Source organism: Agrobacterium sp. CGMCC 11546, from assembly GCF_013365515.1.
GTDB classification, from domain to species: Bacteria; Pseudomonadota; Alphaproteobacteria; order Rhizobiales; family Rhizobiaceae; genus Agrobacterium; species Agrobacterium fabrum.
On sequence record NZ_CP047387.1, the window covers coordinates 2,048,727 to 2,074,442 of the forward strand.

Genomic DNA, 25,716 nt, shown 5'->3' on the forward strand with positions numbered 1-25,716 from the left:
AGATGCGCACAACACTGACTGTGCGAAGGGAGGAAACCATGGCGCCGGTCGCGACATATACTTATGAGGATTTTGCCGTCGGGCGGGAATTTCCCCTTGGCCCACAATCGATTTCCGCAGCGCAGATCATCGAATTTGCCAGCGAGTTCGACCCCCAGCCCATGCATCTGTCGGAAGAGGCTGGCCGCCGGAGCATTCTTGGCGGGCTGGCGGCTTCCGGCTGGCACACCTGCAGCCTGCTGATGCGGATGATGGCAGACAGCTACATCTCCAACTCCACCTCGCAGGGCAGCCCCGGCATCGATTATGTCGACTGGAAAAAGCCGGTTCTGGCCGGAGACACGCTTTCGGGAAAATCCATCGTACTGGAACAGCGCCCTTCCGCGTCGCGCCCCGGCATCGGCCTCGTGAAATTGCGCCACGAGCTTTATAACCAGCGCGGAATTCTGGTCTCACAGGGAGAAAACACCGTCATGTTCCTGATGGGTGGCGATGGAGGCGTTGCGGCATGAGACTGGCAGAACTTTCCCCGATCGGCGAACGCGTCACCCTCGATACGCTGCATTTTTCCGCCGAAGACATTATTCGCTTCGCTCGCGATTTCGACCCGCAGCCCTTTCATCTCGATGCCGAGGCGGCCAGGAACAGCGTGTTCGGCGGGCTCTGTGCCTCCGGCTGGCACACTGGCGCGGGCTGGATGAAATCCTTCCTGTCCCATTGGGCAAAGGAAGTGAAGCGGTTGAAGCTACAGGGGCTGGAACCACCGAAACTCGGCCCCTCCCCGGGCTTCCGCGAACTCAAATGGAAAAAGCCGGTTTTTGCCGGTGACGACGTGACCTATTTCGTCACCCTGCTCGACGCCCGCCCGCTGGAATCGAGACCCGGCATCTGGCTGAACACCACCTTCAACGAGGGCGTCAATCAGTCGGGAGAAACGGTACTGACCTTCCAGAGCGGGGTTCTGGAATTCGACTAAAGCGAGCCCCGGGGCAAACCATCGCGACTTGCCCTGGTTACCGCCTCAATGGCCGGAAAATTCCACCAGCGTGCGGACGCCGACGCCAAGATCTTCCAGCTTCTTGCGGCCGCCGAGATCAGGCAGGTCGATGACGAAGCAGGCGGAGACGATTTCCGCACCCATCTGCCGCAAAAGCTTGACCGCACCTTCAGCGGTGCCGCCGGTGGCGATCAGGTCGTCGACAAGAATGACCTTCTCGCCCGGCTGTACGGCATCCACATGCATCTCCATTTCGTCGACGCCATATTCCAGGCTGTAGGCAACCCGCACGGTGGTATGCGGCAGCTTGCCCTTCTTGCGGATCGGCACGAAACCGGCCGACAGCTGATGCGCCACCGCCCCGCCCAGAATGAAGCCGCGGGCTTCCATGCCGGCGATCTTGTCGATCTTTGTTCCCGCATAGGGCTGCACGAGTTCATCGACGGCGCGGCGAAAAGCTCGCGGGTTACCGAGCAGCGTCGTGATGTCCCGGAAGATGATACCCGGCTTCGGATAGTCGGGAATGGAACGGATGGCAGCGGAAAGCTCCGAAGCGATAACGGTCATGGTATTTCCAGTTAAAATGGGAAATGGATCAGGAAGTTCGGGCCACCCTATCAATTTGACGGCCGCGGACCAACTAAAAAGGCAACGGCGCTCATTCCGCCGCCGACATTCCCTCGATCCGCGCCCAGACCAGGCAGACATCCTCGAACGAATGCCCATAAAAAAGCCCCCGCGGAAGACCGCGGAGGCTGATGAATACAGACATCAAAATTGATACTCAATGTTCCTTGTTGGCGTAGACCGATTTCTTGGTGAGATAGATCAGTGCCGTGAAGATGAACAGGAATACCATGACCATGAAGCCGGTGCGCTTGCGCGCTTCCAGATGCGGTTCCGCAGCCCACATCAGGAAGGCAGCGACGTCCTTGGAATATTGATCAACCGTCTGCGGTGCACCATCGTCATAGGTCACCTGATCGGCGCTGATCGGCGGCGCCATCTTTAAGGAAGTCGCACCAACGAAGTACGGGTTGAAGTGCGTCCCTTCAGACACCGTGTAATCCGAACCATCCGGGTTTTTTATGCCGGCCGGCGGCTCCTGATAGCCGGTCAGCAGCGCATGGATATAATCCGGGCCGCCTTCCTGATAACCGCCGATGATCGGGATCATGTCGATGATGAATTGCGGGAAACCGCGCTCCACGCCGCGCGCCTTGGCAAGCAGCGACATGTCAGGCGGTGCGGCGCCACCATTGGCGGCAGCCGCCGCTTCGTGGTTCGGGAATGGCGAAGGGAAATGATCGGAAGGCACGGCCTTGCGATTATACATTTCACCTTCTGCATTCGGGCCGTCCTGCACTTCATATTCGGCAGCGAAGGCCTTCACCTGCTCCTCCGAATAACCGAGATCTCCCAGCGTGCGGAAGGAAACAAGGTTCATCGAATGGCAGGCAGAGCAGACTTCCTTGTAGACTTTCAGGCCGCGCTGCAGCTGGCCCTTGTCATACTTGCCGAAGGGACCGGCAAAAGACCAGCTCTGTTCCTCAGGCTTGATGATCGGAAAGTGATTGCCGGCGATCGCATGCGTGGTTTGGGCGGCGAGATCGTGGCTCTCCTCCGCCGCAAAAGCGGCGGCGGAACAGCCGATGGCGGCGATAAGCGCGATGCTCGTGAGAAGCGTCTTCATTGTCGTCATCCTTCCTTCGCGCTCAGACTTGGGCGGCCGCTGGAGCGGCGCCCTTCTTGGCGGCGTTCTTTTCAAGAACGGCCTCGGTAATCGAATTCGGAATACGCCGGGGCGTTTCGACCAGACCGAGGATCGGCATGATGACGAGAAAGAAACCGAAGTAATAGAGCGTGCCGAGCTGAGAATAGCCGACATAATTACCCTTCAGATCGCCGGTGAGCAGGCCGATCAGGCCAGTTCCTTCCGCAGGGCGCGAACCCAGCCAGCCGAGCAGGATGGCGTTGACCACGAACAGCCAGAAGAACATCTTGTACCAGGGACGATAGACGGCGGAGCGAACCTTCGACGTATCGAGCCAGGGCAGGAAGAACAGCACGATGATCGCGCCGAACATCACGAGAACGCCGCCGAGCTTGGAATCGATCGGCCCGACATTGAAGGTGATGGCGCGCAGCATCGCGTAGAACGGCAGATAATACCATTCCGGCACGATATGGGCCGGTGTCTTCAGCGGATCCGCCATGATGTAGTTATCAGGGTGGCCGAGGAAGTTCGGCATGTAGAAGATGAACCAGGCATAGGCGATGAGGAACACCGAAACGCCAAGCGCATCCTTCAGCGTCGCATAGGGCGTGAAGGGCACCGTATCGGTCTTGCTCTTCACTTCCACACCGGTCGGGTTGGTCTGGCCCGTCACATGCAGCGCCCAGATGTGCAGGATGACGACACCGGCAATCATGAAGGGCAGCAGGTAGTGAAGTGCGAAGAAGCGGTTGAGCGTCGGATTGTCCACCGCAAAGCCACCGAGCAGGAACTGCTGGATCCATTCACCCACGAGCGGGAAAGCCGTGAAGAAGCCGGTGATGACGGTCGCGCCCCAGAAGGACATCTGACCCCAGGGAAGCACGTAGCCCATGAAGCCCGTCGCCATCATCAGGAGATAGATCACGCAACCGAGAATCCAGAGGATTTCACGCGGTGCCTTGTAGGAGCCGTAATAAAGGCCGCGGGCAATGTGCAGGTAAACCGCGATGAAGAAGAACGACGCACCGTTGGCATGCATGTAGCGCAGCAGCCAGCCATGGTTGACGTCACGCATGATCTTTTCGACGGAATTGAAGGCGACCGTCGTTTCGGCCGCATAATGCATGGCCAGCACGACGCCGGTGAGGATCTGCACGATCAGCATGACGGCAAGCATCGCACCGAAAGTGTAGGCATAGTTCAGGTTACGTGGGACAGGATAGGCAACGAAGCTGTCATAGATCATGCGCGGCAAGGGAAGCCGCGAATCGATCCACCTCTCGATGCCGGTGGACGGCTGATAACTGGAATGGCCACTCATGAATAACTGTCCCCTTATCCGATCTTGATCACGGTATCGGATGTGAATGCAAATGTCGGGATGGCGAGGTTCTGCGGCGCCGGACCCTTACGTATGCGGCCCGCCGTATCGTAATGCGAGCCATGGCAGGGACAGAACCAGCCGCCGAAATCGCCGGCCTGGCCGAGCGGAACGCAACCGAGATGGGTGCAGGAACCGATCATGACGATCCAGTTCTCCTTGCCCTGACCGGCGGAGCGGTCAATGTCCGTCGCCTGCGCGTCGGGGGCGATGTTGGCATTGCGTGCCACCGGGTCTTTAAGATCGCCGAGCGCGACCGCATTGGCTTCGTCGATTTCCTTTGCCGTGCGGTTGCGGATGAAAATCGGCTTGCCGCGCCACTTCACGGTCAAGGACATGCCCGGCTCGACGGCCGCGACATCCACCTCGATGGAGGCGAGTGCCAGCGTCGATGCATCGGGACGCATCTGGTCGATAAAGGGCCATGCAACGGCGGCGGCACCGACGGCGCCCGCCATTCCCGTCACTAGATAAAGAAAATCGCGACGGGTCGGTTCACCCGAAGCGTCGTGATTGGTTACGTGCTCGCTCACCGCTACACCATCCTCTGCGCTGTTTTTGCCGTAAATCGCATGAGTCCTCCCGCTATGATTTGATCCAGGACAAACTCCGTCCCATCGCCCTGGACACAACTGCGGCATCAAGAAACCGCGTCACTCTGTGTGATCGCAAAATATTGACCGACTTGGCAAGAGCAAAGCACACAAAGCTGCCGTAATTCTGCCCGAAGCGCCCGATTTGGCTGTCATTTTTTCGCCGACCTTGGCAGGCGGGCAACATTGTGTGCATCTATGCACCATGTTAGGAGACTTCAAGGGAGAGCTTGGAAAGCAGGGATTCGGATGACGGCGAAGCTCTCTTGCATGGTATCCACGGCTGTGGCTGCCGTTCTTTTCATTGCCAGCCTGCGTTATGTGACGGATTTCTGGCTTCTCGCCTTCGTCACCAGCTTCCAGCTTCACATCGCCATCGTCTGCATCCTGCTGTCAGGCCTCATCTTCTGGCTGACGCGCGATGTCGTTACGGCCGTGCTTCTGGTCTGGGCGCTTGCGCTCGCCATCCACGCCGTCGCGATGCTGATGGAATTTTCCACAGCCGCCACCGCCGCACCCGGCGCAAAACCTTTTCGGCTGTTGTCCTTCAACGTCTTGATGGACAACGCGGCCAATGCGGATGCAATTGCCGACAGGATCATCGAATCAGGTGCGGATGCGGTGTACCTTTTCGAAGCGGCGGCATTGCAATCGGTTCTGCCGCGTTTGCAGCAAACCTATCCGCACAGGCTCGGTTGCTATGAGGGTACGCCCGGCTGCGATCTGGTCATCCTGTCAAAAAGACCATTGCTGGAAGGCCGTTTTCATAGCCTCAGCGATCTTCGACGAGACCGGTTTGCGATTGCGCATGTCGATCTCGACGGCACGGAACTGACGCTTGCCGCCGGCCATATCACCAAACCCTATTTCGACGAATACCACCGCGATGAGCTCGATGAAGTCAGCGAAATTCTCTTTCGTGTCACCGGCCCGCTCATTCTGGCCGGGGATTTCAATTCGGCGAGCATCGCCCCCGACATGCGTGCTTTCCTCGCCGCCAACGATCTTAAAAAAGCGACCTTCGAACCCGCCACATGGCCGACAGAGGCCGGCCGCTTCGGTATCGCCATCGACCACATCTTCGCCCGCGAGCCGGCGACCCTGATGAAAACCACACGCCTGCCGGACAGCCTCGGTTCCAATCATTTCGGACTGATGGCGGATTTCATGATCGGCCGGTAATGCGCGACAGGCAATGGCATCGCCATGCAGAAACGGCGGCCGAAGGCCGCCGCTTATGACGCTTCGTCCCGTTGCTTCACGTCTTCCGCGTCGAGAAAGCCGCCCGATTGCCGCGCCCAAAGCTCCGAATAAAGCCCCCCCTGTGCGACAAGCTCAGCGTGGCTCCCTTCTTCCACGATAAGCCCCTGATCCATCACGATCAGCCGGTCGAGAGCGGCAATCGTCGACAGGCGATGGGCGATGGCCAGCACCGTCTTGCCCTGCATCAGCTCGTCCAGATTGCTCTGGATCGCCGCCTCCACCTCCGAATCGAGCGCTGAAGTCGCCTCGTCGAGCACGAGGATCGGCGCGTCCTTCAGCATCACGCGGGCAATGGCGATGCGCTGGCGCTGGCCGCCAGAGAGTTTCACTCCGCGTTCACCAACATGCGCATCGAAACCTTTGCGGCCGCGCTGGTCCTCCAGCCTGTCGATAAAATCATCCGCCTTGGCCCGGCGCGTCGCCTCAATCAATTGCGCTTCTGTGGCATCCGTACGGCCGAACATGATGTTGTCTCTGATAGAACGATGCAGCAGGGATGTATCCTGCGTAACCATGCCGATATGGGCGCGCAGGGATTCCTGGCTAACACGGGCTATATCCTGCCCATCGATCAGGATACGGCCTTTCTCGACATCGTAAAACCGCAGGAGCAGGTTGACGAGCGTGGATTTGCCGGCGCCGGAGCGGCCGACGATGCCGACCTTTTCACCGGCCCTGATCTCGAGGTTGAGATTGTCGATGACGCCATTCGCCCGCCCGTAATGGAAGCTGACCTTCTCAAAACGGATGCTCGGCTTCTTGACCTCAAGCACCGCCGCGTCAGGCGCGTCAACGAGACCGATCGGCTGCGAGATCAATTCGGCGGCATTCTGCACCGTGCCGAAATTGCGCATGATACCGTTGAACTGCGTCATCAACCGCCCAAGCAGGAAGTTGAGGCGCAGCACCAGCGCCAGCGTGAAAGCCACCGCACCGGAACTGATCTTGCCGGACAGCCATAGATCGATGCAGAGCGCCGCCATGGAGGTGATCATCACGCCCGATAGCAGCGCCATGGAGGCGCGCACGCCGGTGATGAACCGCGTAAACTTCATCGTCGAGGTCTGGAAAATATCGAAGCCCTGGCGCATGTAGCGATCATTGGCGTCGTCGCGCCCGAACAGCCGCAGCGTCTGGATATTGCTATAGGCATCCACCATGCGGCCTGACAGCATCGAGGCAGCTTCCGCTGTCTCCTTTGAATGGTAACGGATGCGCGGCACGAAATACCGCGCCAGCAGCGAGAAGACGGCCACCCAGACGACGACGAGAACCGCAAGCCGCCAGTCCAGCCCGCCGATAAGGAACAGCATGGAAACCGAGTAGATACCGACGAACCAGACACTTTCCATCAGCGAGGTGACGAGATCGCCCGCCGCCTGCCCGCCGGACCAGACCTTGGTGACGATGCGGCCGGAAAAATCATTCTGGAAGAAGGTCAGCGACTGCCGCGCCACATGCATATAGGATTGCCAGCGCACCAGATTGTAGAAACCGGGCGTAATGATCTGCTGGTCCACCAGCGCCGTGATCATGGTGACGATAAACCGCACGATGCCGATCAGCACCAGCATGCCGACGAGTTCCCCGCCATGGGCTGCAAGCAACCCCGCCCAACCCTCATCCGGTTTCACCGTCGAGAGAATATCGACAAGCCGCCCGACGAACCAGAACAGCGCCGCCTCGATGGCCGCCGTCAGCCCGCCGAGCACCAGCATCGCGAAAAACGGCGCCTTGGCCTGCGAGATATAAAACCAGATGAAGGCGAATGTACTTTCAGGCGGCCGCAAATCGTCCTTGCGGGCGAAGGGCTTTATCCAGTTTTCGAAATACTCGAAGATGCGGGTAGTGACCATGATCCGGATATAGGCGGATTCCCCACTCGGGAACAGCCGCAGCGGCTTCGGGAAAAGATTATATTTCGGTAACATCAGGAAAATGAAAGAGGGCGGAGAATGTTCCCCCGCCCTCTCGCTTTCCTTATTCCGCAGCCACTTCCGCCTCGTGGTCGGCGATGAAGCCGCCGGACTGACGCCGCCACAGGTCGGCATAGATGCCGCCCATCGCCGCCAGTTCCGCATGGCTGCCCGCTTCCACGATCCGGCCCTTGTCGAGGATGATGAGCCGGTCCATTTCGGTCAGCGTCGAAAGGCGGTGGGCGATCGCGATCACCGTCTTGCCTTCCATCAGCGAGAACAGGTTCTCCTGGATCGCCGCCTCGACTTCGCTATCGAGCGCCGAGGTCGCTTCGTCAAGCACCAGGATCGGCGCGTTCTTGAGGAAGACGCGGGCAATCGCGATACGCTGGCGCTGGCCGCCGGAGAGTTTTACACCACGTTCGCCCACCTGCGCATCGAGACCCTGCCGACCATGCATGTCGAAAAGCGTTTCGATGAAGTCCCAGGCATTTGCCCGCTTCGCCGCCGCGATCACCTGCTCGTCGGTGGCCTCGGGATGGCCATAGGCGATGTTGTCGCGGATCGAACGGTGCAGAAGCGAGGTATCCTGCGTCACGACGCCGATCAGCTCGCGCAGGCTGTCCTGCGACACCTTGGAAATATCCTGCCCGTCAATCGTGATCCTGCCGCCTTCCAGATCATAGAAGCGCAGAAGCAGGTTCATCAGCGTCGTCTTGCCCGCACCGGAACGGCCGACAAGGCCGACCTTCTCGCCCGGCTTGATGTCGAGCGTCAGTCCGTCGATCACGCCCTTGTTCTTGCCGTAGTGGAAGCGGACGTTGTCATAATGGATTGCACCCTGCGGCGCTGCAAGCTCAGGCGCTTTCGCAACGTCGACAATATCATGAGGCTTCGTCATCATCGACATGCCGTCATAGACAGTGCCGATATTTTCGAACAGCGACGTGACTTCCCACATGATCCACTGCGACATGCCATTGACGCGCATGGCAAGGCTGATGGCGATGGCGACCGAACCGGCCGTCACCGAACCCTGCATCCAGAAATACAGCCCAAGCGTTGCCGTGGAAAACAATACGACGGCATTGTTGAGGTCGATCAGGATGTTGAAGCCGGAAATCTTGCGCATCTGGCGGTGAACCGTGCCGAGAAACACGTTCATGCCCTCACGCGCATATCTTTCCTCACGCCCCGCATGGGAAAACAGCTTGATCGTCGAGATATTGGTATAGCTGTCGACGATCCGTCCCGTCATCATCGAGCGTGCATCGGCCTGTTCTTGCGCCAGCCGGCCGAGTTTCGGCACGAAATAGGCAAGGATCGCCATATAGATACCGAGCCACACCAGCAGCGGAATGACCAGCCGCCAGTCCGCCGCCGCGACCATGAACAGCATCGAGACGACGAAGCTGATCGCATAGACGAACACGTCGATCACCTTCAGCGCCACTTCGCGGATCGCCAGCGCCGTCTGCATCACCTTGGTCGAAACCCGGCCCGCAAACTCGTTGGCGAAAAAGTTCATGGAGTGGCGCAGCAGGAAACGGTGCATTTTCCAGCGCGCGATCATGCCGAAATTGCCGGCAAGCGTCTGGTGCATCGTCATGGTGTGGATCGCGCCCATCAGCGGCAGCAGGAATAGCACCAGCCCCGCCATGACGATCAGATGCCAGCCTTCATCGGCAAAAAACGTCTCGCGATTGGCCGTGGAAAGCCAGTCGACGATATTGCCGAGGAATTTGTAGAGCATGGCTTCCGCAATGGCGATGCCCATGGACATCAGGCCGAGCAGCAGCAGCCACGGCCAGGCGGGTTTCACATAATGCCAGATGAACGACAAAAGCGTCTTCGGCGGCACATCAGGCGTCGAAGAGGGAAAAGGATCGAGGCGTTTTTCAAACCAGCCAAACATAGGCCAAGCTCCGGCAATCAATCGTTCCATCGTGACATGGTGAGCAGACACAAATATGGCTCACGACGGAACGGAAAAGTCTTTGGATATGGCCGCAACAGCCACATGACGAATCGAGAAATGGGAAACGCGGTTGAACCGCGGGGCAACACCTAGGCCAGCAGCAGCACTACTGGGGCCGGGAGGCGAATACGAATGTCATTTGGCATGAAAACCTCCCTTGGCTGGTGTTGAAGATATGGCCTTGTAGCGCAAAAATTAAGCAATGACCAGTCGGAAAGATACCGATGCGCGCGAAAACTCAAGATTGTGTCGGGTAGCGCAAAGGGGCGGATTACCCGCAAAGGTTTACGCCCATCGACTGCCGTGATGCTCTGTCCTATTCGGCTGCGTCCTGCGCCTGACCACTCTCATAGTCCGTGATCAACTCGGTCATGCCGGCCTGCGTGTGACGCTTCAGTTCCCGGCGATCGCTGGGCTGCGGCGCGAAGGTGACGGTGAGGCCGGTGTCCCTAATCGTGCCGATGGCGAAGGATGCACCGGACAACATGCGCACGCCCTCATGCAACCACAGCGGATCGGTGGCGAAATGCTGGCCGATGCCGACCACCACCGGAATGCCCTGCCAGTGCGACATACGGTCATAGTGGATATGACCCGCCAGAATGCCGATGACATCATGTTCGAACAACAGCTCGTCCAGAGCCTCGGTATCGTCAAACGACAGGGATTCCCATTCCGCCTCGGGACGGTCGAAATCGAGCGCCGGCGCATGGTGCATCACCAGCAGCTTCGGCAGTTCAGGATGATTTTCGAGTTCCTCCTCCAGCCATTCGATCTGGCCGGGTTCGAAAGCGCCACCGACTTTGCCCGGAACGCTGGTGTCCATGACGATGATGTGGATACCGGCAATCACCTCGGCATGGTCATACGGCTCGTCCACGCCCTCATGACGGTCGAGCATGACAGGGTAAAACCCGTCGCGACGGTCATGATTACCGAGCGCGAAAAGCACAGGCGCATCCAGTTCCGCCTCAGCCATCAGCCGTTTGAGTTCCTCATAGCTGCCGGCATCGCCCCGGTTGGTCAGGTCACCGCTGACGACGATGAATTCCGGTGGCGGCACCAGCGCCTTTACCTGCGCGAGCGTGGCGGACAGCGTGGCCGAGGTCTCGGAATAAAGATCATCATCCTGCACCTGCGGATTGCCGATATGCAGATCGGTCAGATGGACGAAATTCACCCGGTCGGACATGGCTTTTTTCCCGTTTTGCTAGGCACAGAAATCCCATCCGAAACCGCCCTTGGACATTCCCGGACCTTTTGATTTCTCTGACGATAGGTTGGTTATTGGGTAGCCTGCCTATGTGTCATGCGAATGAACATCCGTCGACCAACGGTCTTAAAAAGGCACTTTTCCCAGCCGCATCTGTCACAGGCTATTCACCCGTGATAATCGGTCCGACAGTCCCGAATGCGAAGAGAAAACCATGCCCGACACTCTGCCTGAAACAGGGCCCAACATCAGGATCGCCCTCTACCAGCCCGATATTCCCGGCAATACCGGCACCATCCTACGGCTGGCCGCCTGTCTTGGCCTCGGCGTCGACATCATCGAGCCTGCCGGCTTCGATATTTCCGACCGCAATCTCAAACGGGCGGGCATGGATTATATCGCGGCGGCGGCTTTGACGCGCCATGTCAGCTGGGATCGTTTCGAGGAGTGGCGGGCCAGCACCGGTCGCCGCCTCGTTCTCGCCTCCACCAGGGCCGCGCTGCCCTATACCGACATCACCTATCGCGCCGATGACATCCTGCTGTTTGGCCGGGAAAGTGCCGGCGTGCCTGATCATGTGCATGACAAGGCGGATGAGCGAATCATCATCCCGATGGTGGCCGGACAGCGCTCGATCAACGTCGCCATGTCGGCGGCGATGGTCACCGGCGAAGCCCTGCGCCAGACGGCATGGTCGTGACCTGCCATCTTTGCAGCCAATTTTTCAGGCAAATATGAAAATTGACCGCTTTTACCGCGAAACTGTCGCAACCCGGCCTGTACGGTGAGCATTCACGCTCCTATACTGATTAGCCGGACAATAAAAATCGCTCTCGCCGGGACCGTGCGCCGGCGGGTGTGAGGAGACGTCGCATGCAATCCACAATTGTCATCGTCAACCTTCTCGGCGCCGTCGCGCTGTTGCTCTTCGGCCTTGCCCAGGTGAAGGATGGCGTCACCCGTGCCTTCGGCATGAAACTGCGAAGCGTGCTCGCTACCGGCACCCAGAACGGCCCGCGCTCCTTCTTTTCCGGCTTCTTCGCCACCGTCGCCCTGCAAAGCTCGACGGCGACGGCGCTAACCGTCGCCTCCTTCGCCGAACGGGACCTCATCAAGCCGCGCATGGCGCAAGTCGTGCTGCTTGGCGCCAATGTCGGCACCGCCGTTACCGCCTGGATTGTTGCGGCCGGCGTCGAATGGCTCTCGCCGCTGCTGATCCTTGCCGGCATTATCCTCAAAAAAGGCAGTTCCAATGCCAGACAGGGTGGCGGAACCGCCGTCATCGGCATCGGCCTGATGCTTCTGTCGCTGCATCTTCTGAGCGGCGCCACCGAACCGATGCGCGCTTCGCCAGCGCTAGGCGTCTTCATTGGCCTGCTGGATGGCGCATGGCCTGTCGCGCTGATCTTTTCCGCCGTGCTCGCCTTCGTCTCCTCCTCCAGCCTTGCCGTCGTGGTGCTCATCCTGTCGCTGGCCGCCACTGGCACCTTGTCTACCGGCCTCATCATCGTTCTCATTCTCGGCGCCAATCTTGGCGGCGCCATTCCGCCCGTCATCGCCACGCTCTCCGGTCCGGCATCGGCGCGTCGCATCACCATCGGCAATCTCGTCGTGCGCACCATCGGCTGCCTGATTGCCATGCCGCTCGCCTCCTATGGCGCAACGTATTTGCAGCAATTGCCGCTTTCGCCCGCCAAACTGCCTGTTGATGCCCATCTCATCTTCAACCTCATTCTGGCGACACTCGCCTGGCCCTTCTCCGGCCTGATATCCGATTTGATGGCTAAGCTGGTGCCCGGCGATCCGAAAGCAGAAGACGGCCCGAATTTCCTCGACCAGCAGGCGCTGGACGTGCCGGTCGTGGCGCTTGCCAATGCCACCCGCGAAGTCCTCAGCGTCGGCGACAGCATCGAGCGGATGCTGATCCGCGCCGAAAACGCCTTCAAGCACAATGATCTGGCGCCGCTTCAGGAAGTGGCCCTGCTCGAAAAGAAGGTCGACCGCCGCCAGCAGGAGGTGAAGGTCTATCTTTCGCAATTGGGCCGCAAGGGACTGACTGACGAGGAAGCGCGCCGTTCGATCGCCATCATCGATTATGCGATCAATCTCGAACATATCGGCGATATCATCGAAAAGGGCATTTGCGAGCAGATCCGCAAGAAGGTGCTGAACAGCTTCAAATTTTCCGACGACGGTTATGAGGAGCTGAAAACCCTGTTCGACATGACCATCGAGAACCTGCGTGCTGCCCAGAGCATTCTGGTAACAGGCGATTTCGAGCTTGCCCGCCGGTTGATGGAAAGCAAGGTGGATATACGCCGCCTCGAAAAACAATCCTCCAACCGCCATCTGGAGCGGCTGCGCGACGGGCTGGCGGAGAGCATGCAGACCAGTTCGCTGCATCTAGACATGCTGCGCGACCTGAAGCGCATCAACGCCCATATCGTGACGGTGGCACATCCCATTCTGGATGAAAGCGGCGTGCTGATCGAAAGCCGCCTGCGTTACGCCGAACCGCGCGCCTGATCATTTCCAGAAAAGTGGCCCCGGTTTTCCGTCCGGAAATACGAAAACCCTCTAAGACTCAATCGGCCGAGGGCAGCCGCCGCATCGTGAATTCTATGCGGTCGCCTTCCAGCTGCCGCCAGCTTTCCACTTCCGTCCAATAGGCCGCCTTCGGAAAGCTGTCGAACCATTCGCGCGCCTTGGCGCGGGCTTCCTCGCGGCCGAGACAGAAGGTCTGGCGCACGAACATGCCGTCGCGTTTTTGTTCGCCGCCGGCGCTTTCGCGTTCCCTGCGATGATTGGCGATCCTGCGCTTCAGCCCGTCGAGGGGCGGCAGTCCGGCAAATTTCGTCATGATATTCACCTCTGGCACCTACATCGATAAAGATAGTGTCCGCATGTGAACTTGGCGAGTCGAATTTGTGCATGAAGCCGGCACCTGCTAGACGCGACAGGGAATCGACTTCTAAGGAGACTATGCATGGAACGGCCAATCTTGCCGAAGGGCTTGCCCGAGGACATTGAAGACAAGAAGGCCGTTGCCCAGGCGTGGTTCCAGCATCTGCGCGACACCATCGTCGCCTCCTTCGAAACCCTGGAAGACGAACTCACCGGCCCGCTTTCCGATCAGGAGCCCGGTCGCTTCGTGCAGAAGGACTGGCTGCGCGACAATGGCGAAGGCGGCGGCGGCAAGATGTCGATGATGGAAGGCCGCGTCTTCGAAAAGGTCGGCGTGCACACCTCCACCGTCTATGGCGAATTCTCGCCCGAGTTCCGCAAGCAGATACCCGGTGCGGAAGAAGACCCGCGCTTCTGGGCCTCCGGCCTTTCGCTTATCGCCCATCCGGTCAATCCCAATGTGCCGGCCGTGCACATGAACACCCGCATGGTCGTCACCACCAGCCATTGGTTCGGCGGCGGTGCGGATCTGACGCCGGTGCTCGGCCGCAGGCGGACACAGCAGGACCCGGATACCCAGCTGTTCCACCGCGCCTTCGAGATCACCTGCAACCGTCATCCGGTCGCCGATTATCCGCGATATAAGACGTGGTGCGACGAATATTTCTTCCTGAAGCACCGCGACGAGCCGCGTGGAACCGGCGGCATCTTTTTCGACTGGCTGCACCCTGACGAGGAGAAAGGCGGCTGGGACGCCAATTTCACCTTCGTGCAGGATGTCGGCCGCGCCTTCAACCTCGTCTATCCGAAAATCGTCCGTGCCAATTTCAACCAGAACTGGACGGAAGAGGACCGCGACGAGCAGCTCATCCGCCGCGGCCGCTACGTGGAATTCAACCTGCTTTACGATCGCGGCACGATCTTCGGTCTGAAGACCGGAGGTAACGTCGAATCAATCCTGTCATCGCTGCCGCCGGTGGTGCGCTGGCCTTAAAAAACCTCACGAAAATTTGACGCTTATCAGCCATTTGGTCGCAAATAGCGCAAATTAGGACTTATGGAAAAATCAAGGCAGTGGTAGTCTCCTCCCGCAGACGTACTGGAGGAGCTATCGTCATGATTACTTCAAACAGCATGCCTATTTCCGCTTCCCCCGAGGGAGCATCGCAATCCATCGATACCCCCGAATTGATTGACCGCCTGGCCGCGGAAATGCGTGCTACGGGTGATCGCGAACTGCCGCATTCCTTTTATGTCGAACAGGTAAAACGCACGCTGGCCGGAAAGACGGTCAAGCGCGCCGATAATGACGAAATGCCTCGTACAAAAATCCCGGCAGCTGGAACTTCCTCTGTTTTCCAGTGCTGGGCAATGCCCGAATAGGGGCCTGAACAGGGCGGACGCCACTCTGGAACATAAGCGGCGAACGTTCGTTTCTTGTCGGAGGGACAGCATCACATCAATGCTGTCCCTCACTTGAACAGGGAGGCAAGACCATGAGACTTTTTGAATGTGGAACGCTTGTTCCCGGTTGTGCCTGGCACACCCGCGCAGACGATGACGCGGAGGTGGTGCGCCGTACCGTGGATCATATGCGCTCAGCCCACGGTGAAACCATCATCCGCGAAAACATGATCGAAAACATCAAATCCCGCATCCGCGACGAGGCAAATGCGGCCTGAGCCGCAAAGCAGCCCTCGCCGCGACTTCAATTCTCGAGCATATCCTTCAGCCGGGCGGTCAGCGCTGCCCGGTCGAGTGAGAAATTGACGTCGATCCACTTTTCTTCGAGGCTTTTCAGCACCTCGCCTACCTTCGGACCAGCCTCGACGCCGGCGGCCATCACATCGGCACCGCTCAGCGGAAAACCCGGCTTGCGGAACTTCTCTGCCCTCGTCAGCAACGTCGAAAGGCGCGCGACTTTGTGCATGGCCGTATCGCCGGCTGAGAGATCGGCGCGAGCCGAAGCAAGCGCAAGTTTCAATCGTGTCTTCACGCCCTCGACACCCTGCCGGTAAAGCAGGCGGTCCAATGCCGTTTCTTTCATCTCCGGATCGACGGCAGGGGCAGAAGCCCAATGCGTAAGATAAGCCGCCTCGGCCTTTGACAGCCTGAGGCGGGCTGCAAGCGCAGCGAGCCTCTCCCTGTCGGGCGGAACGATGGCGGCAAGCCGCAGCATCGGATCAGCGGCCCAACCAAGCGCCTGCTCCGTCGCCACCAGCCCGTGAATGGCATCAATGCCCCATTTTTCCGTCTCGGGAAGAATTTCCGAGAGAACACCCGATTGCCGCATCCACAGGAGTGCGCGGGATGGGTCGCGGGCAGACAGCAGCTTCTTCGTCTCGCTCCACACCCGTTCGGCCGAAAGCGTTCCAAGCTTGTCCTTGGCCCGCGCACTCGCCCGCAAGCCATCGGCATCGGGGCGACCTGAACCATAATGGGCGAAAAAGCGAAAAAACCGCAGGATTCGAAGATAATCTTCCGAAATCCGCATCGCCGCATCCCCGATGAAGCGCACCGTGCGGGTTTCCACATCCGCTAGACCATCGACAAGGTCGATGATCTCACCCTTTTCGTTACCGTAAAGGGCGTTGATGGTGAGATCCCGCCGCTCGGCATCGGTCTGCCAGTCCGTGCCGAAGGCTACCTGGGCATGGCGGCCATTGGTTTCGACATCGCGGCGCAACGTCGTCACCTCGAAACCCTCGCCATCGATGACCAGCGTCACCGTGCCATGGTCGATGCCGGTCGGCACCGTTTTGATACCCGCCGCCTTGGCCCGCGCCACCACCACGTCAGGGGTCAGCGTCGTCGCCATGTCGACATCGACGACCGGCAAATCCATCAGCGCATTGCGCACAGCGCCGCCAACGATCCGCACCTCGCCGCCATCGGCATTCAGAAGCGCAAAGATGCGCTTCAGCGCCGGTTTTTCGAACCAGTCCTGCCCGGCAAGGCTATTCATGTATAAAACCTCTCGTAAATCGTTCGTACGATGCCCGCGGTAATGCCCCAAATGTAGCGTTCGCCATAGGGCATTTCGTAGAAAAACCGCTCCTTCCCCTGAAAGATGCGGCTGCCGCGCCCGTGATTGGCCGGGTCCATCAGGAAGGACAGCGGCACCTCGAAAACCTCGTCAACTTCAGTGGGATTAAGCGTCAGGTCAAAACCGGGGCGGACGACCGACAGCACCGGTTTGATACGAAATCCCGTCCCGGAAATGTAATCCGGCAGCCGTCCAACCGTTTCTACGAAAGACCGCGACAGGCCGATTTCCTCTTCCGTCTCGCGCAACGCTGCCTCTTCCGGCGTGCGGTCCTCCGCGTCGATGCCACCGCCCGGAAAGGAAATCTGGCCTGAATGTTTGCGCAGGGTGGATGTACGCTGGGTGAAGATCACCCGCGCATCGTCGCCATCGTCGATAACAGGTATCAGCACGGCGGCATCCTTCAGCCGGATGCCGTTGCCAGAAAGCACCACGCCCGGATTGAGCACATGGTCGCCGTTTTCCCGCTCGGCCACGCCCTCACCTTCCTGCAGCACCCGGCGGCGGAAATCGCTGGCGGTAAAACCTTTCAGTGTCGTCATTGTCATTGCGAAAGCCGTTCCAGTTCCTTGGCCGGCATCACTGGGAAGATCATCCCGCCCGAGCGCACCGCGAACATCTCAACCCCATCCACGGCGACCACCTCGCCAAGCGCCACGAGATCATACATCACCGCCCTTGAAACGAGCGCTTCCAGCCGGCCGCGCACCAGAATATAGGGCTTCAATTCTCGGTTCTCACCGAAAATCTCGAAGCGCAGCGGATGCTCCGGTCCCGCCTCCACCACATCGCCGACATTGGTGCGAAAGGTAAGCAACGGCTCGCCGTCCTCCTCCCCCGCAGTCGCCTTCATCTCCACCGCCACGAACGGCGCATCCACCACGCGGATACCGACTTTTTCCACAGGAGTTACGAGATAGGTTTTGCCATCCTCATCCTTGCGCAGAACCGTGGAAAACAGCCGCACCAGAGGTGCCCTGCCGATGGGGGTGCCGAGATAGAACCAGGTGCCATCGGCCCGGATTTCCATGTCGAGATCGCCGCAAAAAGGCGGATTCCAGCGCTCGACTGGAGCCGGTCCGCGCTTGGCGTCACCGGTCTGTTCGGCAGCACGGGAAATCATCGCCGCAAGCCCTGCCGCATCACCAGCCGAATTTATCGTCTCCGCTGGCATATTCGAGTCTCGCTTTGCCGATAAGGAAATACTAAGTCACGACATAGTCATTCGAATGGCGCTTGTCAGCGGCCAAGAGAGCAATAAGCTATATGCAGCGCAAAATCCGTCCCGACCAGCTATCAGCAAAACCGGGATGCGACTGTGAGAGCGGCGAAGGTATGAGGAGAGCGACATGGGCGTGATGAATACCGGCGAAACCCTCGATGAAAAGGCCATCGTCGCCTCGGCCGAAAAGGCGCTTTCCGACATAGCGGCGATCCGCACGGAAGTCTCCAAGGTCATTTTCGGTCAGGAGAAAGTGGTGCAGAACACGCTTCTCGCCATCCTTTCCGGCGGCCATGCGCTGCTTGTCGGCGTGCCCGGCCTCGCCAAGACCAAGCTCGTCACCACGCTCGGCACCGTGCTCGGCCTCGATGCCAACCGCATCCAGTTCACGCCGGACCTGATGCCCTCGGACATTCTCGGCTCCGAAGTCATGGACCAGGATGAAAACGGCCGCCGCTCCTTCCGCTTCATCAAGGGCCCGATTTTCGGCCAGTTGCTGATGGCCGACGAAATCAACCGCGCCAGCCCGCGCACGCAATCCGCACTGCTTCAGGCCATGCAGGAATACCACATCACCATGGCCGGCCAGACCTATGAGCTACCGAAGCCGTTCCACGTTCTTGCCACCCAGAACCCGCTGGAGCAGGAAGGCACCTATCCGCTGCCCGAGGCCCAGCTCGACCGCTTCCTTCTGCAGGTGGACGTTGGTTATCCAGAACTCGCCGCCGAACGTCAGATTCTGCTCGACACAACGGGCACCGCTTCGGGCGAAGCGCGCCCGGTGATCGGCGCCGAACGCCTGATGGAAATTCAGGCTCTCATCCGCCAGATGCCGGTCAGCGACAAGGTGGTGGACGCGATCCTGTCGCTCGTCCGCTCCGCCCGCCCCGGCCATGGCAACAAACTCACCGACAAAAATGTTGTCTGGGGCCCGGGCCCGCGCGCCGGCCAGTCGTTGATGCTGACCGCACGCGCCCGCGCGCTCTATGAAGGCAGGCTCGCGCCGTCGCTGGATGATGTCCATGCACTGGCCGAACCGGTGCTGGAACACCGCATGGCGCTGACCTTTGCGGCCCGCGCCGAAGGCATGTCGGTGCGTGATGTCATCGCAGCCCTCGTGGAACAGGCGAAGAATTAAAAAGACGCGAACCTAACCTTTCGCGAAAGGAGTGCCTGTGGCATCCATCGGCCAGATCGTAGACAAGACGCCGGGTAGCGAAGTTCTGGCGCGTGCGCGCCAGCGTGCCGCCCTGGTGCCGGACTGCATGGTCGAGGCAAAACGCATCGCCAACACCGTCACCGCCGGCTGGCACGGCCGCCGCAAGCGCGGCATCGGTGAAAATTTCTGGCAGTTCCGCCCCTATGCCGAAGGCGAAAGCCTGTCGCGCATCGACTGGCGACGCTCGGCCCGCGACGACCATACCTATGTGCGCGACCGGGAGTGGGAAGCAGCACACACCATCTGGCTGTGGGCCGACATGTCGCCGTCGATGATGTTCAAATCCACCCTCGGCTCCGTTTCCAAGGAAAGCCGCGCGCTGGTGCTGATGCTGGCGCTGGCGGAAATTCTGGCGCGCTCTGGCGAGCGCATCGGCTGCCCCGGCATCATGGAGCCGGTCTCGGCAAGAAACGCTGCCGAGCGGCTGGCCGCCGCCATCATGCATGCGCCGCTGACGTCGGGCATGCCGGACACTTCCATGATCCGGGGCGCGAGCGATATCGTCCTGATCGGCGATTTTCTCGATGATGCGAAAAACGTCATGGAGCGGATTTCGCCGCTCGCGCGGCGCGGCTTACGCGGCCATGTGGTGGAAATCGCCGATCCGGCCGAAGAAACCTTCCCCTATTCCGGCCGCACCGAATTCAGCGATCCCGAAACGGGCGAAAAACTCGTCTCCGGCCGCGCCGAGACCATTCGCGAGGATTACACCCGCGCCTATCTCGCAAGACGTGAGGCGTTGTCCTCGTCGCTGCGTCGTCTCGGCTGGAACTTCGTGTTCCACCGCACCGATCATCTCGCCTCCGAGGCGCTTGTCGCCGTTCACATGTATCTTTCCGGCGCGCCGGCACAGGGCGGTGGCCGCCGATGAGCGCATTGCCTTTTGTCTTCACCAGCCCCTACATCCTCTTCGGTCTTCTGGCGCTGCCCGCCATTTGGTGGCTGCTGCGGCTCACCCCGCCGCGCCCCAAGGCGGAGGTTTTTCCGCCGCTGAAGATATTGGCGACGGTGCTGAAGCGCGAGGAATCGCCGTCGAAAAGCCCGTGGTGGCTGACCCTGCTGCGCATCGCGCTCGCCGCGGCCGTGATTTTTGCGCTGGCAGACCCCGTGGTGAACCCGCGTAACAACAGCATTGCCGGCTCCGGCCCGCTGGTGCTGGTGGTCGATAACAGCTGGGCCTCCGCACCCGACTGGGAAAGACGCGTGGCAACCGCGCAGGCGCTGATCGGCGATGCGGAACGGGCCGACCGCCCCGTCTCCATCAGCTTCACCGCCGATGCCGAACATGATGCCGTATCGGGAACGACGGCCGTGGCGCTAGACAAGCTTGCCGCCGCCAAGCCGAAGCCGCTGGTTCCCGACCGCGTGCGCACGGCCGAAGCCATCACTGAAGCGCTGAACGGCACGCCCCCCGGCACGCTTGCTTACATTGCCGACGGCGTTCAGACGGCGCAGGATGAAAGCGCGATGAGAACGCTCGCCAGCCTCTCACCCGCGGAATTCCGCATCGTCAGAGGTGACGGCAAAGCCATCACCGCTATTACCGGCGCCACCAACAATGCCGATGCCATGAGCGTTACCCTTTCGCGGCTCGATACGGCGCAAGCGGCAAGCCTCACCGTCAATGCACAGGATAGCCAGGGCCGCATTCTCGCCAACGGCACCGCAAGCTTTGCGCCCGGCGCGGCCGAAACGACGGCCACGGTGGAAGCACCCTTCGAACTGCGCAACGATTTCGCCCGCCTCTCCATCGAAGGTGTGTCGACGGCGGGTGCGGTGCATCTTCTCGATGACGGTTTCCGCCGCCGCCGCGTGGCGCTGCTGGCCGGGGAAACCGGCAATGATTTCCAGCCGCTGCTGCAGCCGCTTTATTACATCAGCCGTGCGCTCCAGCCTTTCGCCGATCTCATTCCGCAGCGGCAGGCGGACCTTGCTCAAGCCATCCCGGAAATCCTGCAATCCAACCCATCCGTCATCGTCATGGCCGATATTGGCCGTCTGCCGCAGGAAACCTATGAGCCGCTACAGCGCTGGCTGGCCGGCGGCGGCACGCTGATCCGCTTCGCCGGGCCGCGCCTTGCCGCAGCCCCCGCCGACGATCCGCTGGTGCCGGTGACATTGCGGCAGGGCGAACGCGCACTCGGCGGCGCACTCTCTTGGGCCGAACCGCAGCCGCTTGCCGATTTTCCCGCTTTCGGCGCCTTTGCCGGCATGCCGAAGGCCGATGGCATTCTCGTCAAACGCCAGGTTCTGGCCGAACCGACGCCGGATCTGGCTGAGCGCACCTGGGCAAGCCTTGCCGACGGCACACCGCTCGTCACCACCCGCAATGTCGAGGCAGGCCGCATCGTGCTGTTCCATGTCAGTGCCGAGGCCAGCTGGTCCGACCTGCCGATCTCAGGCCATTTCGTCGACATGCTGCGCCGTATCGTGCAACTGTCGAAGGCAGGCGGTGCTTCCGCCTCCGCCAATGCCCCCGCTGCGGCCCTGCCCCCCTTCCGCCTGTTGACCGCAGAAGGCGCGATGTCCGCCGAAATCGGCACCGCCCGTCCGCTCGAAATGCGTGCCGGCCAGCCGCCCCGCACCGGTTTCGACAATCCCCCCGGCCTTTATGGCACAGAGGATGGTTTCGTGGCTCTCAATCTCCTACCGGCAGGTGCGACGCTGCGCCCGCTCGACACATCCGTTGCCGGTGTCAGCACGACAAACGAAGCGCTGATCGGCGAAACCGCGAAATCGCTGCGCCCCGCCCTCTTCATCGCCGCCTTCATGATGCTGATCGCCGACAGCCTGATCGTGCTCTTCATGAACGGCGCCTTCGCGCGCCTGCCGAAAGCCCGCAGCGCGACGGTCGCCACCCTGCTTCTGGCGCTCGGCGCCTTCGCCGCAATGTCCCCAACGGACGCGCGCGCCGACGACCCAAAACCGGGCGACGAGCAGATTTTCGAGCGGCTGGACACGACCCATCTCGCTTATGTCCGCACCGGCGAGGACGATGTAGACCGCATTTCCGAACAGGGTTTGCAGGGGTTGAGCGAATTCCTCACCTGGCGCACAACGCTGGAACCCGGCCAGCCGGTCGGGCTCGATATCTCCAAGGATGAATTGTCGTTTTATCCGATCATCTACTGGCCCGTATCGGCAACTGCCCCCATGCCGTCGAGCGCCGCCATCTCACGCATCGATGCCTATATGCGCGCCGGCGGCACGGTGCTGTTCGATACACGCGACCAGTTCTCCTCGCTCGACACCGGCTCGACCAGCGCCAATGGCGAACGTTTGCAGGCGATCCTCGCCAATATCGATATTCCGCCGCTGGAGCCTGTGCCGGAAGACCACGTTCTGACGCGATCCTTCTACTTGCTCACCAATTTCCCCGGCCGTTACAATGGTTCGCCGCTCTGGGTGGAATCCCGGCAGGGCGCGGCCAAGACCACCTCCGGCCTCTCCTCCTCCGGCGACGGCGTGACGCCGATCATGATAACGGGCAATGATTTCGCCGGAGCATGGGCCGTGGACGCGCAGGGCGCGCCGGTTTTGCCCACAGTGCCGCCCGACGAAATGCAGCGCGAACACGCCTTCCGCTCCGGCGTCAACATCATGATGTATATGCTGACCGGCAACTACAAGGCCGATCAGGTTCACGTTCCCGCACTTCTCGAACGGTTGGGGCAGTGACATGACATTGACCTTCGCCCCCTTCCTTCCGTGGATCGTGATCGCAATTCTGGCCGTTGCAGCCCTTGCCCTCTCCTTCATCGGCCTGTGGCGCGGCGTGCGTGGCGCATGGCTGCGCGGGCTGGCGCTTGTCGCCTTGCTCGTGGCCATCGCCAACCCGCTTCTGACGCAGGAAGAACGCGAGCCGCTTTCCACCATCGTGCCCGTCATCGTCGACCGTTCGCAGAGCCAGGACGTACAGGACCGGCCGCAGATGACGGATACGGCGCTGGAGACGCTGAAGGACCGGCTCTCCCGCTTCCCGCGCATCGAGCCACGCATCGTCGAAGTTCGCGACAATGGCGAGAGCGATTCGCCCTCCACGCAGCTTTTCTCGGCACTCTCCTCCGCCGTTTCCGATGTCTCGCCGTCCCGCGTCGGCGGCGCGATCTTCCTCAGCGACGGCCAGATTCACGATATCCCCAATGCACTGCCCAATGCCGAACAGGCGCTCGGCTTCCGCGCGCCCGTGCATGGCCTAATCACCGGCAAGGCCGATGAATTCGACCGTCGTATCGAGATCGTCCGCGCCCCGCGCTTCGGCATCGTCAATGAAGAACAGCAGCTGACGTTACGCGTCTTCGACGACGGCCGCCCCGCTGGTGGTGGTTCGGCGGAAGTGACGGTGAAGATGAACGGCGAAGAAATCGCCACGCTGCAGGCCACACCCGGCCAGCCAACGCCGTTCAATTTCAAGGTTCCGCGCGGCGGCAACAATGTCATGGAATTTTCCGTCGCCGAACTTCCCGGTGAAGTGACGGCTGCGAACAACCGCGCCGTCCATCTGATCGAAGGCATCCGCCAGAACCTGCGCGTGCTGCTCGTCTCCGGCGAGCCGCATGCCGGCGAACGCGCCTGGCGCAACCTCCTGAAATCCGACGCCTCGGTCGATCTGGTGCATTTCACCATTCTGCGCCCGCCGGAAAAACAGGATGGCACGCCGATCAACGAATTGTCGCTGATCGCCTTCCCGACCCGCGAATTGTTCGTCGAGAAGATCAATGATTTCGATCTCATCATCTTCGACCGCTACCAGCATCGTGGCGTGCTGCCGATCCTCTATTACGATTACATCGCCCAATATGTCGAAAAGGGCGGCGCGCTCCTGATCGCAGCCGGGCCGGAACATGCCGGTCAGGATTCGATCGCCATGACCCCGCTCGCCTCCGTGCTTCCGGCTCAGCCGACGGGTCAGGTGCATCAGGCCGCCTTCTATCCACGCCTTTCGGAAGCGGGCAAGAAACACCCTGTCACCCGTGGGCTGGAAGGCTCGGGCAACGAGCCGCCGCAATGGGGCCGCTGGTTCCGCACCATCAGCGTCGACCCGCCGCAAGGTCAGACCGTGATGCTGGGCGACGGGCAGGACCCGCTGCTGGTGCTGAACCGTCAGGGCGAAGGCCGTGTCGCCATGCTGCTGTCGGATCAGGGCTGGCTCTGGGCGCGTGGTTTTGAAGGTGGCGGACCGCATGTGGCACTTTACCGCCGCATCGCCCACTGGCTGATGAAGGAACCCGAACTTGAGGAAGAGGCGCTGACGGCGCGCGCCAATGGCCGCACCCTGCAGATCACCCGCCAGACCATCGGCGACGATCCCGGTCAGGCAAGCGTGCGTTTCCCCTCCGGCAAGACCGAAAACATGGCCTTCACCACCACCGAGCCCGGCCTTTACAAGATCGAGCGCCGTATGGATGAAACCGGCCTGTTCGAGATCAAGAACGGTGATTTCACCACCCTCGTCCATGTCGGCGCGGTGGATGCGCCGGAATTCAAGGCGATGATTTCAACGACAGAGACGCTGAAACCGCTGGCTGACGCCACCAAGGGCAGCGTGCACCGCGTGGCCGACAATTCCGGCCGCATCGCGCTACCCGATATATTGCCGGTGCGGGGTGACATCAGGGTTGCCGACGAGGATCGCATGCTGATACGTCTGACCGACGAGACGGTGCTGAAAGGCGTCAACACCCTGCCGCTATTTGCCGGTTTTGCCGGGCTAGGCGCCCTGCTGCTTGCCTTCTCCGCGCTCTGGTGGCGTGAGGGCCGGTAAAGGGGCTTTAACCCGGCGGCAGCGCCGGGCTTCTCCGTCTCCGATTGAAACCCAAATCGGTCGCCGCCCGGCGTCTGGAGAAAAACATCATGAATTTCGTTTTGAGCGACGTCGCGGATCCAGAGGCCGAAAAGGCCATCCGCGATCCGCTGGTGGCCTATAATCTCGCCCGCTTCGGCGAAAGCGACAAACGCGACCTCAACATCACCATCCGCAACGACCACAATAGCGTCACAGGCGGTCTGGTTGGTCACACTGCACGCGGCTGGCTTTACGTGCAGCTTCTTTTCGTGCCCGAAGCCATGCGCGGTCAGGGGATTGCCCCGAAGCTGCTTGCAATGGCTGAAGAAGAAGCACGAAACCGCGGCTGCATGGGCGCTTATATCGACACGATGAACCCGGATGCCCTGAGAACTTACGAAAAATACGGTTTCACGAAGATCGGTTCGCTCGGGCCGCTCTCAAGCGGCCAGTCGATCACATGGCTGGAGAAACGCTTCTGA

Annotated in this window: 24 protein-coding genes; 13 read left to right on the plus strand and 11 right to left on the minus strand. The window is 60.5% G+C overall.

Going from position 1 to position 25,716, the window contains the following annotated elements:
* Positions 1 to 38: 38 nt before the first annotated feature.
* Both GSF67_RS10305 and GSF67_RS10310 read left to right on the plus strand, forming a co-directional pair.
* The gene (locus tag GSF67_RS10305; RefSeq protein WP_006311174.1) at positions 39 to 512 is read left to right on the plus strand and encodes a MaoC family dehydratase; all 474 of its coding nucleotides are present in this window, start codon (positions 39 to 41) and stop codon (positions 510 to 512) included.
* On the plus strand, positions 509 to 976 hold the full coding sequence (locus tag GSF67_RS10310; RefSeq protein ID WP_006311175.1) for a MaoC family dehydratase: 468 nt from the start codon (positions 509 to 511) through the stop codon (positions 974 to 976). Before GSF67_RS10305 ends, GSF67_RS10310 begins: the two co-directional genes overlap by 4 nt.
* A gap of 45 nt (positions 977 to 1,021) precedes the next feature.
* Here GSF67_RS10310 and GSF67_RS10315 read toward each other — a convergent pair whose 3' ends face one another.
* The 4 genes from GSF67_RS10315 to petA form a co-directional block, all read right to left on the minus strand.
* The gene (locus GSF67_RS10315) at positions 1,022 to 1,564 is read right to left on the minus strand and encodes an adenine phosphoribosyltransferase (RefSeq protein ID WP_006311176.1); all 543 of its coding nucleotides are present in this window, start codon (positions 1,562 to 1,564) and stop codon (positions 1,022 to 1,024) included.
* 217 nt (positions 1,565 to 1,781) lie between these two features.
* Positions 1,782 to 2,690, minus strand: a complete 909-nt coding sequence (locus GSF67_RS10320) for a cytochrome c1 (protein ID WP_006311178.1) — start codon at positions 2,688 to 2,690, stop codon at positions 1,782 to 1,784.
* Positions 2,691 to 2,712: 22 nt separating this feature from the next.
* Positions 2,713 to 4,035, minus strand: a complete 1,323-nt coding sequence (locus GSF67_RS10325) for a cytochrome b N-terminal domain-containing protein (protein WP_006311179.1) — start codon at positions 4,033 to 4,035, stop codon at positions 2,713 to 2,715.
* 14 nt (positions 4,036 to 4,049) lie between these two features.
* Positions 4,050 to 4,628: a ubiquinol-cytochrome c reductase iron-sulfur subunit gene (petA, locus tag GSF67_RS10330; protein ID WP_006311186.1), complete on the minus strand. Its 579-nt coding sequence runs from the start codon at positions 4,626 to 4,628 to the stop codon at positions 4,050 to 4,052.
* Positions 4,629 to 4,937: 309 nt separating this feature from the next.
* On the opposite strand from petA, the gene GSF67_RS10335 reads away from it, so the two are divergent.
* Complete coding sequence (locus tag GSF67_RS10335; RefSeq protein WP_006311187.1) at positions 4,938 to 5,870, plus strand: endonuclease/exonuclease/phosphatase family protein; 933 nt, start codon at positions 4,938 to 4,940, stop codon at positions 5,868 to 5,870.
* Between the two features lie 53 nt (positions 5,871 to 5,923).
* Here GSF67_RS10335 and GSF67_RS10340 read toward each other — a convergent pair whose 3' ends face one another.
* From GSF67_RS10340 to GSF67_RS10350, 3 genes are all read right to left on the minus strand, one after another.
* A complete protein-coding gene (locus GSF67_RS10340) occupies positions 5,924 to 7,807 on the minus strand; it encodes an ABC transporter ATP-binding protein (RefSeq protein ID WP_035214764.1) in 1,884 nt (627 codons plus the stop codon).
* Between the two features lie 124 nt (positions 7,808 to 7,931).
* Positions 7,932 to 9,782 carry an ABC transporter ATP-binding protein gene (locus GSF67_RS10345; RefSeq protein ID WP_006311189.1) on the minus strand — a complete coding sequence of 617 codons (1,851 nt, stop codon included), beginning with the start codon at positions 9,780 to 9,782 and terminating at the stop codon, positions 7,932 to 7,934.
* Positions 9,783 to 10,161: 379 nt separating this feature from the next.
* The gene (locus GSF67_RS10350) at positions 10,162 to 11,037 is read right to left on the minus strand and encodes a phosphodiesterase (RefSeq protein ID WP_006311190.1); all 876 of its coding nucleotides are present in this window, start codon (positions 11,035 to 11,037) and stop codon (positions 10,162 to 10,164) included.
* Positions 11,038 to 11,272: 235 nt separating this feature from the next.
* Here GSF67_RS10350 and GSF67_RS10355 point away from each other — a divergent pair, with 235 nt between their 5' ends.
* Both GSF67_RS10355 and GSF67_RS10360 read left to right on the plus strand, forming a co-directional pair.
* A complete protein-coding gene (locus GSF67_RS10355; RefSeq protein ID WP_006311191.1) occupies positions 11,273 to 11,758 on the plus strand; it encodes a tRNA (cytidine(34)-2'-O)-methyltransferase in 486 nt (161 codons plus the stop codon).
* 173 nt (positions 11,759 to 11,931) lie between these two features.
* Positions 11,932 to 13,584 carry a Na/Pi cotransporter family protein gene (locus GSF67_RS10360; protein ID WP_006311197.1) on the plus strand — a complete coding sequence of 551 codons (1,653 nt, stop codon included), beginning with the start codon at positions 11,932 to 11,934 and terminating at the stop codon, positions 13,582 to 13,584.
* Between the two features lie 58 nt (positions 13,585 to 13,642).
* On the opposite strand, the gene GSF67_RS10365 is transcribed toward GSF67_RS10360, so the two are convergent.
* Positions 13,643 to 13,918: a hypothetical protein gene (locus tag GSF67_RS10365; protein WP_006311198.1), complete on the minus strand. Its 276-nt coding sequence runs from the start codon at positions 13,916 to 13,918 to the stop codon at positions 13,643 to 13,645.
* 126 nt (positions 13,919 to 14,044) lie between these two features.
* On the opposite strand from GSF67_RS10365, the gene hemF reads away from it, so the two are divergent.
* The 3 genes from hemF (at position 14,045) to GSF67_RS10380 (ending at position 15,644) form a co-directional block, all read left to right on the plus strand.
* Positions 14,045 to 14,956, plus strand: a complete 912-nt coding sequence (gene hemF, locus GSF67_RS10370) for an oxygen-dependent coproporphyrinogen oxidase (RefSeq protein WP_006311199.1) — start codon at positions 14,045 to 14,047, stop codon at positions 14,954 to 14,956.
* Positions 14,957 to 15,078: 122 nt separating this feature from the next.
* Entirely contained in the window at positions 15,079 to 15,345 is a 267-nt protein-coding gene (locus GSF67_RS10375) for a hypothetical protein (RefSeq protein ID WP_006311201.1), read from the plus strand.
* 113 nt (positions 15,346 to 15,458) lie between these two features.
* Positions 15,459 to 15,644 carry a DUF1059 domain-containing protein gene (locus GSF67_RS10380; protein WP_006311202.1) on the plus strand — a complete coding sequence of 62 codons (186 nt, stop codon included), beginning with the start codon at positions 15,459 to 15,461 and terminating at the stop codon, positions 15,642 to 15,644.
* A gap of 26 nt (positions 15,645 to 15,670) precedes the next feature.
* Here GSF67_RS10380 and GSF67_RS10385 read toward each other — a convergent pair whose 3' ends face one another.
* The 3 genes from GSF67_RS10385 to GSF67_RS10395 are packed head-to-tail and all read right to left on the minus strand — an operon-like array spanning position 15,671 to position 18,182.
* On the minus strand, positions 15,671 to 16,927 hold the full coding sequence (locus GSF67_RS10385) for a CCA tRNA nucleotidyltransferase (RefSeq protein ID WP_006311203.1): 1,257 nt from the start codon (positions 16,925 to 16,927) through the stop codon (positions 15,671 to 15,673).
* The gene (locus GSF67_RS10390) at positions 16,924 to 17,556 is read right to left on the minus strand and encodes a CoA pyrophosphatase (RefSeq protein ID WP_006311204.1); all 633 of its coding nucleotides are present in this window, start codon (positions 17,554 to 17,556) and stop codon (positions 16,924 to 16,926) included. Before GSF67_RS10390 ends, GSF67_RS10385 begins: the two co-directional genes overlap by 4 nt.
* Positions 17,553 to 18,182 (minus strand): DUF1285 domain-containing protein, encoded by a 630-nt coding sequence (locus GSF67_RS10395; RefSeq protein WP_006311205.1) that lies wholly within the window; start codon positions 18,180 to 18,182, stop codon positions 17,553 to 17,555. Before GSF67_RS10395 ends, GSF67_RS10390 begins: the two co-directional genes overlap by 4 nt.
* A 175-nt stretch (positions 18,183 to 18,357) precedes the next feature.
* Here GSF67_RS10395 and GSF67_RS10400 point away from each other — a divergent pair, with 175 nt between their 5' ends.
* From GSF67_RS10400 to GSF67_RS10420, 5 genes are all read left to right on the plus strand, one after another.
* Positions 18,358 to 19,368: a MoxR family ATPase gene (locus GSF67_RS10400; protein WP_006311206.1), complete on the plus strand. Its 1,011-nt coding sequence runs from the start codon at positions 18,358 to 18,360 to the stop codon at positions 19,366 to 19,368.
* 37 nt (positions 19,369 to 19,405) lie between these two features.
* A complete protein-coding gene (locus GSF67_RS10405; RefSeq protein WP_006311207.1) occupies positions 19,406 to 20,320 on the plus strand; it encodes a DUF58 domain-containing protein in 915 nt (304 codons plus the stop codon).
* Positions 20,317 to 23,127, plus strand: a complete 2,811-nt coding sequence (locus GSF67_RS10410; RefSeq protein ID WP_006311208.1) for a DUF4159 domain-containing protein — start codon at positions 20,317 to 20,319, stop codon at positions 23,125 to 23,127. The genes GSF67_RS10405 and GSF67_RS10410 overlap by 4 nt, the downstream gene beginning before the upstream one ends.
* A gap of 1 nt (position 23,128) precedes the next feature.
* Positions 23,129 to 25,213 (plus strand): hypothetical protein, encoded by a 2,085-nt coding sequence (locus GSF67_RS10415; RefSeq protein ID WP_006311209.1) that lies wholly within the window; start codon positions 23,129 to 23,131, stop codon positions 25,211 to 25,213.
* 89 nt (positions 25,214 to 25,302) lie between these two features.
* Entirely contained in the window at positions 25,303 to 25,716 is a 414-nt protein-coding gene (locus tag GSF67_RS10420) for a GNAT family N-acetyltransferase (protein ID WP_035214760.1), read from the plus strand.